Source organism: Melioribacter sp., assembly GCF_049325435.1.
In the GTDB taxonomy this organism is placed as follows: Bacteria; Bacteroidota; Ignavibacteria; order Ignavibacteriales; family Melioribacteraceae; genus Melioribacter; species Melioribacter roseus.
Genome location: NZ_JBMOLD010000012.1, coordinates 94,992 through 110,198, shown reverse-complemented (window position 1 = coordinate 110,198; position 15,207 = coordinate 94,992). Strand labels below are relative to the sequence as shown.

Annotated in this window: 9 protein-coding genes and 1 pseudogene; 7 read left to right on the top strand and 3 right to left on the bottom strand. The window is 41.7% G+C overall.

What is annotated here, in order from left to right; genetic code table 11:
* Window positions 1-7 precede the first annotated feature (7 nt).
* Window positions 8-2,137, top strand: coding sequence for a polyphosphate kinase 1 (gene ppk1 / locus ACOYVE_RS08550; RefSeq protein ID WP_014856515.1), 2,130 nt, complete (start codon window positions 8-10; stop codon window positions 2,135-2,137).
* Here the strand turns inward: ppk1 and feoB are convergent.
* The 3 genes and pseudogenes from feoB to ACOYVE_RS08535 form a co-directional block, all read right to left on the bottom strand.
* Window positions 2,138-4,327 (bottom strand): annotated as a pseudogene (feoB, locus tag ACOYVE_RS08545) (ferrous iron transport protein B).
* Window positions 4,324-5,328 (bottom strand): metal-dependent transcriptional regulator, encoded by a 1,005-nt coding sequence (locus tag ACOYVE_RS08540; RefSeq protein WP_081489496.1) that lies wholly within the window; start codon window positions 5,326-5,328, stop codon window positions 4,324-4,326. The pseudogene feoB and the gene ACOYVE_RS08540 overlap by 4 nt, the downstream one beginning before the upstream one ends.
* Window positions 5,325-5,996 carry a metal-dependent transcriptional regulator gene (locus ACOYVE_RS08535; RefSeq protein ID WP_014856511.1) on the bottom strand — a complete coding sequence of 224 codons (672 nt, stop codon included), beginning with the start codon at window positions 5,994-5,996 and terminating at the stop codon, window positions 5,325-5,327. Before ACOYVE_RS08535 ends, ACOYVE_RS08540 begins: the two co-directional genes overlap by 4 nt.
* Window positions 5,997-6,170: 174 nt before the next feature.
* Here ACOYVE_RS08535 and apbC point away from each other — a divergent pair, with 174 nt between their 5' ends.
* From apbC to ACOYVE_RS08505, 6 genes are all read left to right on the top strand, one after another.
* The gene (apbC, locus tag ACOYVE_RS08530; protein WP_041356041.1) at window positions 6,171-7,259 is read left to right on the top strand and encodes an iron-sulfur cluster carrier protein ApbC; all 1,089 of its coding nucleotides are present in this window, start codon (window positions 6,171-6,173) and stop codon (window positions 7,257-7,259) included.
* Window positions 7,260-7,271: 12 nt separating this feature from the next.
* Complete coding sequence (locus ACOYVE_RS08525; RefSeq protein ID WP_014856509.1) at window positions 7,272-7,508, top strand: NifU family protein; 237 nt, start codon at window positions 7,272-7,274, stop codon at window positions 7,506-7,508.
* 29 nt (window positions 7,509-7,537) lie between these two features.
* A complete protein-coding gene (gene tpiA / locus ACOYVE_RS08520) occupies window positions 7,538-8,296 on the top strand; it encodes a triose-phosphate isomerase (protein WP_014856508.1) in 759 nt (252 codons plus the stop codon).
* 85 nt (window positions 8,297-8,381) lie between these two features.
* On the top strand, window positions 8,382-10,880 hold the full coding sequence (locus ACOYVE_RS08515) for a sugar-binding domain-containing protein (protein WP_422881554.1): 2,499 nt from the start codon (window positions 8,382-8,384) through the stop codon (window positions 10,878-10,880).
* 9 nt (window positions 10,881-10,889) lie between these two features.
* Window positions 10,890-14,480, top strand: coding sequence for a chromosome segregation protein SMC (gene smc / locus ACOYVE_RS08510; RefSeq protein WP_422881552.1), 3,591 nt, complete (start codon window positions 10,890-10,892; stop codon window positions 14,478-14,480).
* Window positions 14,480-15,205 (top strand): MtnX-like HAD-IB family phosphatase, encoded by a 726-nt coding sequence (locus ACOYVE_RS08505; protein WP_422881550.1) that lies wholly within the window; start codon window positions 14,480-14,482, stop codon window positions 15,203-15,205. Before smc ends, ACOYVE_RS08505 begins: the two co-directional genes overlap by 1 nt.
* The last annotated feature ends 2 nt before the right edge of the window (window positions 15,206-15,207 follow it).

Here is a 15,207-nt window from a genome sequence, read left to right as displayed (position 1 = left end):
TTGAGACATGAAGCTTACAAAAGAATATATAAAGAAATACTTCAAGAGCGAAAATTTTTTCAACCGGGAACTGAGCTGGTTGGAATTCAACAGGCGAGTGCTCGAAGAAGCTACCAATCCGAATTTGCCTCTGCTCGAAAGAGTAAAGTTTATCTCCATTTTCTTTTCGAATCTCGACGAATTTTATATGATTCGTGTTTCCGGTTTGAAAGAACAGATCAGGGCAAAAGTTTTCGAAACCTCGATAGACGGTCTTACGCCGATTGATCAACTGGCAAAAATCGAAGAGACTGTCCAGCCGATGGTCAAACAAATATACGATTATTGGCATACTATCGTACTTCCCGAACTGAGAAAAAACAACATTTTTATTTGCGACATAAACGAATTGTCTGAAGAAGAAAAAAAAGGGCTCAATCAATATTTTCTGAAAGAAATCTATCCAGTGCTTACTCCGCTGGCATTCGACCCCGGAAGACCTTTTCCGTATATCTCCAATTTAAGTCTCAGCTTTGCCATTCTCGTAAAGAAACCGAACGGCGAGAAACATTTTGCCAGAGTTAAAATACCGAGCATTTTGCCGCGACTCCTGAGAATAGACCATATAATTGACAAAAATTCTTCTTCACAGCAAAGCAATAGTATTAAATACGTATGGATTGGAGACCTTATTAAATCCAACCTGAACATGCTTTTCCCTGGACTCGACGCCGTTGAGGCATATCGGTTCAGAATTACAAGGAATACAGATCTGGAAATTCAGGAAGACGAGGCGGACGATTTGTTACAATTGATCGAAGAAAATATTCGCCTCAGGAAATTCGGTTCGGTAGTAAGGTTGGAAGTGGAAAGCAACATGCCGGATTATATGCTCGATACGCTTGTGGAAAATCTTGAAATCACACGCAACGACGTTCATATAATCGACGGGAATCTGGGGCTTGCAGACGTGATGATATTGTACGACCTTTCCCTTCCGCATCTTAAGGACAAACCGTTTTATCCCGTGCCTTCATTAAATATTGAAGAAGAAGAAAATATTTTTTCGATGATTTCAAAAAGAGATATCCTTCTTCATCACCCGTACGAATCGTTTACGCCCGTTGTGGATTTTATTAAAGAAGCTTCGAGGGACCCCGACGTACTTGCAATCAAACAAACTCTTTACAGAATTGGGCAAAATTCTCCTATCGTAAAATATTTGATTGAAGCCGCCGAGAGTAAAAAGCAGGTGGCTGTATTGGTTGAACTCAAAGCGCGTTTCGACGAAGAGAATAATATCTACTGGGCGCGGGAACTCGAAAAAGCGGGCGTGCACGTTGTTTACGGTCTGGTCGGTCTGAAAACGCACGCTAAAATGACTCTGGTGGTTCGCAAAGAACTCGACGGCGTAAAACGCTATGTGCATCTGAGCACGGGAAATTACAATACTTCGACCGCTAAATTGTACACCGACTTGGGGCTCTTTACAGCCGACGAAGAAATATGCGCAGACGTTTCGGAAATTTTCAACTATCTCACCGGATATTCGGAGCAAAAAAAGTACAGGAAGTTGTCCGTCGCTCCGGTAAACAAAAGGCAAACATTTCTGGAACTCATAAACCGTGAAATTCAGAACGTAAAATCGGGCGGCAAAGGCAGATTGATATTCAAGCTAAATTCATTGGTCGATCCGGTAATAATTGCCGCTCTCTACGAAGCTTCCAATCAGGGAGTTAAAATAGATCTGATCGTAAGAGGAATTTGTTGTCTGGTACCGCAAGCGCCCGGCTTGAGCGAAAATATTAGAGTCGTCAGCATCGTAGGACGCTTTTTGGAACACAGCAGAATCTATTACTTCTACAATAACGGACAGGAAGAAATCTATTTGAGCAGCGCCGACTTAATGCAGAGGAACCTCGACAGACGCGTCGAAGTTACATTCCCTGTAGAAAATCCACAGTTGCGGAAATTTATTAAAGAAGAAATTCTCAAAACATGCCTGCGCGACAATCAAAAAGCAAGAATATTATTGCCAACGGGCAAATATGTGTTCTATCATCCGGTGTATACGGAAAAACCATTAAACCATCAGGAATATTTAATTAAATACGTATCCAAAAAACATAAAAAACCAATAAGGGCAAAGAACAAGTAATCAGGCAAAGAGATACCACAACTGCGCCGTGGCATAGCAAACCAATATTCCCATAGCTATCGGCAGCAATGTGGCAACAGCCGTCCATTTAACGCTCTTGGTTTCCTTATAAATCGTATAAATTGTAGTCGAACATGGATTATGCAATAAACTGAATAACATTAAATTAATCCCCGTCAAAGCAGTCCATCCGCCCAGTTTCAATAGTTCGGCTACGTCAGCAGGATTATCCATTTCGAACATAACGCCTGCGCCGGCGCCCACTCCGCTTACTTTCAACGACAAAACGGTCAGCATTAATATTGTCGGTATTACGATTTCGTTAGCGGGGATAGCAATTATATATGCAAGTATTATAACGCCGTTCAACCCTATAAACATTGCATATGGGTCGACCCAATGAATAAAATGTTCGGCAATGCTGACGCCTTCCACATTAATATTAGCCACCGCCCAGATTACTATTCCCGCAGGAAATGCAAATACAACAGCTCGCCATAAAACAAATATAGTACGGTCTATCAAGGAGGTATAAAGTATTTGAAGAATTCTCGGCGGACGATATGGCGGTAATTCAAGACTGAAAGCGGAGGGCTCGCCTTTTAAGACCGTACGAGTCAAACCCCAGGATACAATCAAGCTGAAGACTACTCCGAGAATTGCAATTCCGACGACGGCGCCGGCAGAAGCTATTCCTGCTAAATACGGGGGCGCAAGACTCCCTATAAAAATCGATGCAATCAAAATCTGCGTAGGCCACCGCCCGTTGCAAAGCGAAAAATTGTTGGTAATAATTGCTATCAATCTTTCGCGAGGACTGTCGATAATACGCGCGGCAATAACGCCCGCGGCATTGCAGCCGAATCCCATACTCATTGTTAAAGCTTGTTTTCCGTGAGCTCCCACTCGCTTATAAATTCCGTCCATATTAAACGCCACGCGCGGCAGATACCCAAAATCTTCCAGAAAAGTAAATAAAGGAAAAAAGATTGCCATCGGAGGCAGCATAACGCTTACCACCCAGGCAACCGCCAGGTATCCGCCGTCGATCAAAGTTCCTGTGAGCCATTGGGGCGAAGAGATCGAAACGAAAAAATCTCTGATGACCGGATGCAGAGTATCCACCAGAATAGTCGCCAAAAAAGAAGAAGGATAATTTGCGCCGACAATTGTCAACCAAAAAACGAGAGCCAGCAGTATGAACATGATTGGAAATCCGGTCCATTTGTTCGTAACAATCTTATCGATTAACCGGTCGATATTCTTTTGGGATAATTTGCCCGTATCGTTTCTGGTTACAACTTTGCCGCTAATTTCTTCAGCGCTTTTATAGATGCTTTCCAGGAGCGAGTCGTGTAAATTTTCTCCGATTTCCCAACGGAGTTTTTCGGCTTCTTCAATAAGTAAATCGCGTTCGTTTTTCATATTTTATCCTTCAATCTCTTCTGAAATTAACTTGCCGATATCGCCGCTTCTGACAGCGTCGATTATTTTCTGGTCGCCTTCGAGCAGACGCAGGGCAATCCAGCGCGTATTCGGCAAATCGGGGAACAAACTTTTTATTTTATTTTCGAGTTTTTCCACTGCGGGCGCTACGCTTCTGAAATCCGTATTAACCCTGTACGGATTGCACTTTATTTCGCCCGTTGCAACTTTATGGATAGTTTCGAGCAATTCAGGAATACCTTCCTTTTGACGAGCCGCCGTCGGAACAACGGGAATACCGAGAATTTCCGAGAGCTTGATATGATCTACGTTTATATTATGCCTTCTAGCTTCATCGATCAAATTTAGACACAATACGGCGCGGTCGGTAATTTCGAGCACTTGTAAAGTCAAATTCAGATTACGTTCGATCCGAGTGGCGTCGGCAACTATAACCGTAACATCTGGTCTGCCGAACAAAATAAAATCACGAGCTATTTCTTCGTCGGCGCTTGTAGAGAGAAGCGAATAAGTTCCGGGCAAATCGACAATTTTATATTTATGTCCTATATAACTGAAAGCGCCTTCTGTTCTTCCGACGGTTTTTCCCGGCCAATTGCCCGTATGTTGCCGTAAACCCGTTAAACTGTTAAAGACCGTACTTTTTCCCGTGTTAGGATTCCCGGCAAGCGCAATAATAAAATCGACGTCACTCATGTCGATACCGAGCTTCACCAGATTTTTTTTATCATGTGCAGGATTCATTTCTCATTCCCGATTTTTCTTATAAAAATATAATCCGACTGATTTTTCCTTAATGCTATTAAAGTATTTCTCAATTCATAAGCCACCGGATCGTCGCCCACGCTTTTCAATACCGCCCGAATACGCGTGCCGGGCACAATTCCAAAGTCGAGCAAACGCCTTCTTTGCATTCCTCTCAATGCTTTCGAGATGCCGACTACTTCGGCTTCTTCGCCAACTTCAAGGCTCGACAACGGCAGGTAATCCTGCTTAACGACCTCCTCTTTATTCAAAGGCACTATTGTAATGTTGCCGGCTGCCTCGTTAGAAATATACTGACGTTTGCCGTCGCCTTTTATTTCGATGCCGTCCTTCTTCTTATCCTTTATTTGAATTTGCATTCCGGGGTAAATTCCCGAATCGGAAATTTCCTTGTATAAATTTTTAGGTTCGTCTTCTATATGGACGATATTGCCGAAGTCATTTACTTTTAATTTCGACAGTGGGATACCGTTATGAGAATAGACTTCTCCTCCGGCGGTAGGGATCGGATCTCCGTGGGGATCGCGCAAAGGATTGCCCAATCGGGCGGCAAGCTCTCTAGCTTTGTCGTCGTCGATTTGATGTTCTTTGGCTTCGGCTATTTTATGCCACTCGGTCTCGTTTATACTTGTGTTTTCGGCAAAATATTTTTCGAGCAACCGATGAATTCTTACAATTTTGAGCGCATAGGCGCGACCGCTCTTAGTAAGTTTTTGTTTGCCGTCCACATTTTCCGTAAGTCCGCTTTCTTCCAGTTTTTTGATTAATCTAGCGGCTTGCTTGACGGATATCGACAAAACTTTGGAAAGGGTATTCTCATCGGTATCCGTTTTGGCTTCTTCGGAATTATAAAGATGTTTGAGAGTGTCTTCAATTAATTCCTTTTCGGAAAATTTCCACCTCTTGCCCCGCATTTTTTTAACGACAACTACGCCAAGCAGTATTAATACCGCCAGTAAAATTAAATAAAGAGTCATCATACCCCCTTTTCGGTTAATTCTTTCACAAGCAAATTGCTTGCGACTTTTTCGCTTAAAATGATTTCTTTTTCCCCGTATCTGATTTTAATAGAATTGTCGTATTGAATGCGGTCTACGAATTCGAATTCCGTATCGAGAATTAAATCGATGTCGGATAAATATTTTATTAAACCGCCGTCTTTGTCGTCCACCTGTTTGAGTTTATATTTTTTGCCGTTTATACATTCGAGCATCGGAATTAACATATCTGCGCCTTCTATCGTGCCGTCTTTTTTAGGTATCGGATGACCGTGCGGATCGAACCTCGGAAAGCCTAAATATGAATCGATTTTATCGATTAAATATTCCGAAGTATGATGTTCCAGCCTCTCGGCTTCGTCGTGAAGTTTGCTCCACGGAATTTCGAGCGCTTTTTGTAAAAACATTTCCCAAAGGCGATGCTTTCTGAGCACTTTCAATGCCTCGAGCTCGCCCCGCCGAGTCAACTTCATGCCTTTGTATTTCTCGTATTCAATCAAGCCTTCTTTCGAAAGCTTTTTTGCCATATCGCTGATTGCAGAATTCGACACGTTCAATTCCTTAGCCATCTGCGACGTTGCGGCGGCAATTCCGCGCGCATGGAAATTATATATTAACTTCAGATAATTTTCTTTCGAGATCGTAGTCATAAGATTAAAAATTTTACTACAATTTAAGCTTACTTAACTATATTGTCAAGCGCCTTGAATATTTTTGTGTCGGTTGCTCTTTTAACTTTTTTAAGAACATTCGGGAGGGAATATTTGTTTATTATGTTGTCTAATCAAAAATTAGTATTTTTGTATCTTAAAAACGGAGTATTAATGTCGGAACTCAAAAAAATAGACATACTCGATGCGTTGCGTAATGTGCTGGATCCCGGCACAAAACAAGATATCGTATCGGCAAACATGATAAAAAATATCGAGATTAAAGATTCGACCGTAACAATTGAAATCGACTTTCCCCCTTCCACATCAAGCTATCAGAATAAAATCAAGGAAGATTGTATAGCAGAAATTAAAAAGGCGGCGCCCGATATAGAAAACGTCGACATTCAAAATAAATCGGCGGCGCATACGGCTAATGCCGCTGCCAATCCTTTAATGCCGGGCGTAAAAAATACTATTGCGGTAGCCAGCGGCAAAGGCGGAGTAGGAAAAAGCACGGTATCGGTTAATCTCGCCGTGGCTTTGGCAAAAGACGGCGCCAAAGTAGGCTTAATTGACGCTGACGTTTACGGACCGAGTATTCCGCTTATGCTGGGAATCGATAAGAATCCCAGAATTTATCAGGACCCTCAAACGGGTAAAATGCTGCCGCTAGAGAGTTATGGTATTAAAACAATTTCGATCGGTTTTCTGATAGACGAGGACTCACCCGTAATATGGCGCGGTCCGATGGCAAGCGGCGCAATCAAACAATTTATGACGGACGTCAACTGGGGCGAACTTGATTATTTGATTTTCGACCTTCCTCCCGGAACGGGCGACATTCAGTTAACGCTGGTTCAATCGATTCCTTTGAGCGGAGCGGTAATTGTGACGACGCCTCAGGATATTTCTCTTGTAGACGTAAAAAAAGCGATACGAATGTTCCAGAAAGTAAACGTACCGGTGCTTGGAATAGTGGAAAATATGAGTTATTTTATCGCGCCGGATACAGGTAAAAAATATGAATTGTTCGGCAGCGGCGGAGGCGAAAAATTATCAAAAGAATTTTCGGCGCCGTTGCTCGGCAAAATTCCGATTAATCCCGATATCCGCGTTGGCGGCGACTACGGCAAACCGATTGTAATTTCGAATCCCGGTGCCGAAGAAGCAAAAATTATCCGGGAAATTGCCCGTAATCTGTCAAAACAAGTGGAAGCCAATTCTCAAAATTCTATTCCTAAAATTGTTTTAGGAAATTAAAAGAGGTTAGTTATGAGCGATACATTAAAAGAAAAAGTAGAACAGGCATTGGAGAATATACGTCCTTATCTCCGCGCCGACGGGGGCGATATTGAATTGGTTCAGGTAACGCCGGAGGGTATTGTGGAAGTTAAATTGACCGGAGCCTGTATCGAATGTCCAATGTCGCAAATGACATTAAGAGCCGGAGTCGAACGGGCTTTGATTCGCGAAGTGCCCGGCATCAGAAGAGTTGAAGCTGTCAATTAATTTTCCATTCATAAATTGTAGGTTGTTCTATGCGTAAAAAAATTGTTGCTGGTAACTGGAAGATGAATAACGACCTAAATTCTTCAGTTGCTCTTATATCGGAAATCAAAAACTTATTGGCGTCGAAATCATTAAATGCCGAGGTTATAATTTGCCCTCCTTTCACTTCTCTCGACGCCGCGAACAGTTTAATCAAAGACACCCAAATTAAATTGGGCGCTCAAAATATGTATTATGAAAAAAGCGGAGCTTTTACCGGCGAAATTTCGCCGCTTATGTTAAAAAGCGTCGGATGCCAATATGTTATTTTAGGCCACTCCGAAAGAAGAACTATCTTTGGCGAGTCGAATCAATTAATCAACAAGAAGATTAAAGCAGCCGTCGAAAACCAATTGAATCCTATTTTTTGCATCGGCGAAACATTGGAAGAACGCGAAAGCGGAGTTACATTTAAAATTATCGAAACTCAGATGCGAGAAGGACTCGAAGGTTTGACGGCGGAAGAATTGGCAAATCTTATAATTGCATACGAACCCGTATGGGCTATAGGAACAGGAAAAACCGCTACTCCGGAACAAGCCGAAGAAGTTCACGCTTTTATCAGAAAGCTGATCGGCGAGCTCTATTCAACTGAATTCGCAGAAAAACTTATTATTCAATACGGCGGCAGCGTAAAACCCGAAAACGCCGCAGAATTGATGTCCCAGCCCGATATCGACGGAGCTCTTGTGGGAGGAGCCTGCCTTAAAGCAGACTCGTTCGTAAAAATTATCGAATCCGCACAATAAGAGGCATATCAAAATTGATATGCCCCCCTTATTTTTTTATATTTGAGGGTTTATTTTTTATACTTTCCGTACAATGATTAAAACTTTGAATATCTTTATAATATTCTTATTTATAGCTAGCTCCAACGCCTTTTCCGGCGTCCTAATAAAATCTCTCTATTCGGAAAAGAGCTCCAAAATCATCGAATCTATCGAGACTCGCGACGTCCGATTTTTAAATAAAAACTGGAAAGTATTTACCGACGAGGAATCCAAAACCGAAATCAATATTCCCGCAGTATTCGAAGGCGTTTCCGCTCTTAATTTCGAAACAAGTTTTAACGTCTCTGATAAGGATACCAAGCATTACTCACTTTTTTTCGAAGGGATTAGCTACTCGGCAGATATTACGGTAAATAATTCTTTGATTTACAAAAAGTCCGCCGGCGGGATTCCTTTCGAAGTAGAACTACCGTCGGACATCCTTCGCGAAGGGGAAAATACACTTAAGTTAAAAATCTACTCCGGACTCGATTCAAAAACTTCGATCCCCGTTAAACAACAATTCTTAACTCCGCGCAGTTACAGCGGCATCGTCAGAAACGTATATCTGACCGCAAAACCGAAAGATTTTTTGAAAGAGATTGAATTCAAAACAAATTTTGCTCAAACTGAAATATCGGTCGACGTTGCCGCGACAATCTCAATCAGCAGGATTTCATCTTCGAATTACCGTTTGGAATTAGATTTTACTCCGGCGCGTAATCCTAACGGAGCCGAAAAATTTTCATTTGCTTTGCCTCCGTTAAAATCAGGCGAGAATAAGAATTCATTTAACATCAAATTGAAAAATCCTGCTGTCTGGTCGCCCGATAATCCCGATTATTATGTAATCACAGCAAGTTTATTTATCAACGATTCCCTGACCGACAGGACGCTTACGAATTTTTCAATTGCAGATTTGAAAACCGATGCAAGCGGAATTTTTCTCAACGGTAATCGATTTACAATCCGGGGCGCTACCTATTATTTCAACGAAGGCGAATACGATAACGCAACGGCGCAAGAAATAATAAACGAACAGCTTATTCGAATTAAAAACGCGGGTTTCAACTCCGTTCGCTTTGCCAGACAGTATCCAAATCCTTATGCTGTTGCATTATGCAGAACCGTCGGTCTGCTGCCGCTTATCGAAATGCCTTTAAATTCCGTCCCGGAAGAAATATTTACAGACGACGAATACCGAATGAGGTACAAATCAGTTCTCGGCGAGATGATCCGAAGTTATTCTGTCTACTCGAACATCTTTATCGCTGGTTTCGGAGGATCATTTTTACCGAATGCGGAAAGAACTAAAAACTTCCTCGATGAAGTTGCATCCTACATAAAACAAAAAGGTTACGTTACATACGCGTCTTTTGCAGGGATACCGGACATATTTTCCGGAAATCTCGACCTATACGGAATTGAATTATATTCATATCCCATTGAAAAAATCGAAGCAACCCTCGACGAACTAAAACATCCTTACTTTATAAGCGAGGCAACATATCCGGATTATTACGGAAATGTTTCCGGATATCTGGTAAACAATTCAACGCAGGCGCAGGCATACTATTTCGACAAATTTCTGGACTTTACTCTCAAAAGAGATATCGGATTCGTCGTAAATACCGTATTTAATTTTAGGAGCGCTCACTCGTCTTTTTACGGCGGTTATTCGGACGATTATTATACAAGGATTGCTTTGTTCAACCGGCCAGATGCGGCCAATAGCCTCAGCTACCGCGTTATCGAATCCAGATTAAAAAATTTATCCAATGTTACGATTCCTATCGGCGTAAGCGTAAGCGAGAACAAACCGATATTCATTTTGATTTCCCTTGCTCTTTCGATATTGATGGCGTTTGTAATTAACTGGCGCAAAAAATTCAAGGAAGACTGCAGCCGCGCGCTTTTCAGAAGTTACAACTTCTTTGCCGATCTGAGAGACCACAGAATCTTATCGGGCATTCATACTTATTTGCTGCTCTTTATCGAAGTCGGCTCAATGTCTCTCCTTTTTACAATACTTCTCTACTACCTGCGTACGAATATATTATTTGAAAAATTGCTCGTCGATATCGGCTCCGACAGGTTAATCGATTTCATTAGTTATCTCGCCTGGCGCCCCGAGCAGGCGCTAATATGGTTGTATCTCTTTTTCCTTGTTAAAATGGCTTTTCTTTCGATCGTGCTGAAGTTGTTTTCGCTGCCATTAAAAAACAAGGTTGACTTTCAGACTTTGTTTTACGGAATTGTATGGTCTTTTCTTCCCTTTACGATAGTATTGCCGGTCGAACTTGTGCTGTATAAAATATTGGCAATGGATACGATCAATCTGGCAGCAATTGCGGTTTTGTTAATTCTCTGCGTTTGGATTTTATTAAGAATTTTGAAAGCGGTCTATGTATTGCTCGAAGTGCACCCGTTAAAAGTTTACTTCTACGGATTTGTATCCGTTATAGCTGCAGCGAGCGTTATAATTATCTATTTGCAGATAACAAATTCGACGATAGATTACTTTATAAACACTTTAAAAGAATACGAAACACTATTACACTAAGAGGCGGAATTGTTTTTATCTAAGCTGGAAATATTCGGTTTTAAGTCGTTTGCAAACAGAACCGTAATAAATTTTAATCGCGGAATAACCGGCATAGTCGGGCCGAACGGCTGCGGGAAGACCAATATAGTCGACGCAATACGTTGGGTTTTGGGCGAACAAAAAACAACGACGCTCCGCAGCGATAAAATGGAAAACGTTATTTTCAACGGCACCCGTTCCAAAAAACCGATGGGAATGTCGGAAGTGTCGCTGACGCTTGTAAACGACAAAGGCATTCTTCCTACCGAATATTCCGAAGTTACGATTACGCGCCGTATTTTCAGATCGGGCGAAAGCGAATATCTTCTCAACAAAAACATCTGCCGTCTGAAAGACATTACAAATCTTTTTATGGACACCGGCATCGGCGCAAATGCATATTCTGTAATAGAGCTCAAGATGATCGAAACGATTTTGAGCAGCAAGGCCGAAGAAAGAAGGCGATTGTTCGAGGAAGCCGCCGGAGTTAACAAATATAAACTTCGCAGAAGATTATCCCTTAAAAAACTCGACGATGTAAAAGCCGACCTGACAAGAGTAAACGATATAGTTTCGGAAGTCGAAAAAACGGTTCGTTCGCTCGAACGTCAGGCTAAACGGGCAAATCAGTACACACAAATTCAGTCTGTTCTCAGAGATAAAGAACTCGACCTTGCCGAACGCGAGTTTGCTCTTTACTATGAAAAGAAAAACAAGCTCCGTTCGGAAATAGAAACCTTTAAGATTCAAAAAGACGAAATCGACAGACAAATTCGCGAAATCGAAAATCAATTAATTGCTTACAGAAATAAAATTAACGAGGTCGATTCCGAACTTCAGAAAAAAAGAAAAGAAATTTCCGAAATAACGGATTCGATTCACAACAATCAAAAAAGCTTGTCCGTTTCGCAGGAACGCCTTAATTCCCTCTCTTCCAATCACGATCGACTGGTAAACGAAATTGACGAGTTCCGTAATTTGATCGAAGATACGGAACTTTCAAAAGAAGAAGCCCGCGAAAAATTGGGAAAAATCGAGTCGGAGCTGGAAATTGGAGCCGACGAACTCAACAACGCCGAAAAAACGATCGAAGAGAAACGCTCGGAACTCGAGACCAAAAGAAAAGAATTAAAGGAACTGCAGGAAAAAAGATTTACAATTCTCCGGGAAATTTCGGACAAGGAGAACTATGTTGCCGCTCTCAAAAAAGAGCTCGATAACCACACTGCCAATATTGAACGGCTGAATTCTAAAATTCAGGATATTACGAATAAAATTGCCAAAACTGTCGGATTCATCGAAGAACTCAACAACGAGAAAGAAGAGGCAGAGAAAAAATTAAACCAAGCCGGTCTTGAGCTTACAATTCGCCAGAAAGAAAAAGCCGACCTCGAGACCCAACTCAATGCGCTCAAGGAATCCGAAATTGAAAAGAAAACTTTGCTCGTTTCGCTGAAAGAAAAAATCGATTTTATACAAACTCTTATTACAAATCTCGAGGGGCTTTCGAAAGGCTCAAAAATTCTGATTGAAAACGACGAATGGAGCGCTAAAGAGAAACTCCTTTTTGCCGACGTGGGCAATACCAAAGAAGAATTCCGGTTTGCTCTCGAAGCGGCTTTGAAATCGGTTCTCAACAATCTCTTGATTGAAAGCGCCGACGAACTTGTTAAAGCCGTCGAATACCTAAAAACCAACCAGCTCGGAAAAGCTTCATTTTATCTGTTGAAAAACAATTCAAACAACAATTCGCTAATTGGAAAGCTCAATAATTTCGTTCAGAAAAGACGCGCGAAAAAAATAGAAAAGGAAGACGGCTTTCTCGGATGGGCTGCCCAATTTGTCGAAACGGATAAAAAATGGGAACCGTATTTCATTCAGGTACTCAATAATATCGGGATTGTTAAAGATCTCGACGCCGGATTGCGTCTCCATGACGCTTATCCGGACTTCGGATTGGCCACTCTCGAAGGCGACATTATACTTCCCAACGGCATTGTCGAAGCTGGCTCGCTTCCCAAAGAAGACGAAACTCTCTTCGGCAGACGCAAATTGCTCGAAAATCTTAGAGAGCAACTGCCTTCGCACGAAAAAGAACTCGAAGAAATTAAGAAAAAAATCGAGAATGTAGAATCGCTCATTTCCGATATCGACTTAAAACATCTTTCCGAGAGAGAACGCCTTATCTCGAACGATTTGTTGAATATCGACAAACAAATTTCTCAGCTCGAATTCGAGAAGAAAAAAGCCGACGAAGAAATAGAAAATTCCCGGCACGAGATTTCCGAACTGGCTGAAAAGTCGAATATGCTCCAGTCGCAAATTTCCGAAACCAATAACTCGCTGGAGGAATTATATTCTGCTAAAGAAAAGATCGAATCTCAAATTTCCGAATTCGAAGCCAGCTTAAAAGAGTTTGAAAACAGATATAATCAGCTAACAAAATCTTTCAACGACAAGAAACTCGAACTTGAACGGCTGCGAGGCGAAATTAACAACACGAAATCCGTTATCGAACGTTACGAAAACGATATTATCAACGCCGCCAAAGGAATCGAGAAAAGAGAAGCTTCGATTAAAGAGAACGAAATTGAAACCGAAGAACTCAAAGCTCGCATCGAAGATTTGATTTCGGAACTCGACCTTCTCGAAGGAGAGCGAAATGCTGTAAAAGAAGAAGAGAACAAAATTGCCGAAGAACTGAAAAAAATCAAAGACGAAGCTTCTTCTTATGAAAATCAATTGCGCGATTTACGGAATAAACGGCAGGAACTTTCAGACGCTATTCACTCCTTTGACATAAAAGAAAGCGAAATCAACTATAAAATAGACGCTCTTAAAGAGCATATCCGCGAAAATTACAGTATTGAACTCGAGCTGAAAGAATTCGAAGACCTCCATGAATTTAACTTCGACGAGGTATCGAAGGAAGTTCACGACCTCAAGGATAAGCTGAAGAATCTCGGCCCGGTCAATTTGCTGGCGTATTCCGAGTATGAAGAAGAAAAGAAGCGGCTCGATTTTCTCCATAAACAAAGAGACGATTTAATCGAGTCGGAAAAAGATCTAATCAATACGATCAATGAAATAAACGACACGGCGCAGAACCTGTTTCTCGATACATTCGAAAAAATAAGGGAGAATTTCAGAACGATTTTCCAAACGCTTTTCAATCCGGGCGACGAAGCCGATCTCAAACTCGAAGAAGGCGTCGATCCGCTCGAAGCAAAAATAGAAATAATGGCTAAACCGAAAGGTAAACGTCCGACTTCGATTGAATTGCTTTCGGGAGGCGAAAAGACTCTTACGGCCACGGCCCTCCTCTTCGCAATTTATCTCGTTAAACCTTCTCCTTTTTGTATTCTCGACGAAGTGGACGCGCCGCTCGACGACGCCAATATCGACCGGTTTACCAGACTCTTAAAAGAATTCAGCAGGGATACGCAATTTATAATAGTAACTCATAACAAAAGAACTATGGAAGCCGCCGAAACCATGTACGGCGTAACGATGCAGGAAGAAGGAATATCGAAACTCGTCGGCGTGAGATTCGAAGAAATTCCGGAGACGCAAAGCTGATGAACACGAATAAGACATTCAAAATATTTGTCGACTTCGACGGCACAATAACCAAAAAAGACGTAGGAGAAATTTTATTCCTTCAATTCGGAGACGCCGAAAAAGCCAAGGAAATAGTGCAGGATTGGATCGATCGGAAAATCAATTCCCGAGAGTCGTGGCGCCTTCTTTGCCGCACTATCGAAAAGATCGACAAAAACGAATTCGATCGTTTCATCGATTCGCAGGAAATCGACGAATCGTTCAAAACTTTCGTCGACTTCTGCAAGGCAGATAAACATGAAATCAGAATAGTAAGCGACGGACTCGACTACTACATCGACAGGATTTTGAATAGGAATGGTTTGTCTTTTGTCGAGCGTTTTTCGAACAAACTTGTGTTCGACGATAACGGCGGTTTTTATCCGGAATTTCCTTATACGGACGAAGAGTGCGACCGCTGCGCAAATTGCAAAAGGAATCATATAATTAATTATTCCGACGACGAAGATTATACCGTTTATATCGGAGACGGCTATTCCGATTTATGCCCGGCTCAATATTGCGATTTTATCTTTGCAAAAGGTTCGCTCTTGCGCTACTGCGAAATCAACAGGATAACTTATTTCCCGTTCGAAAACTTTATCGATGTAATAAATAAATTAAACGAATTAGCCGCCAGAAAGCGCCTGAAAAAGCGTTTCCAGGCTCAACTCAAAAGAAAAGAAGTTTACATACAAGGATAATC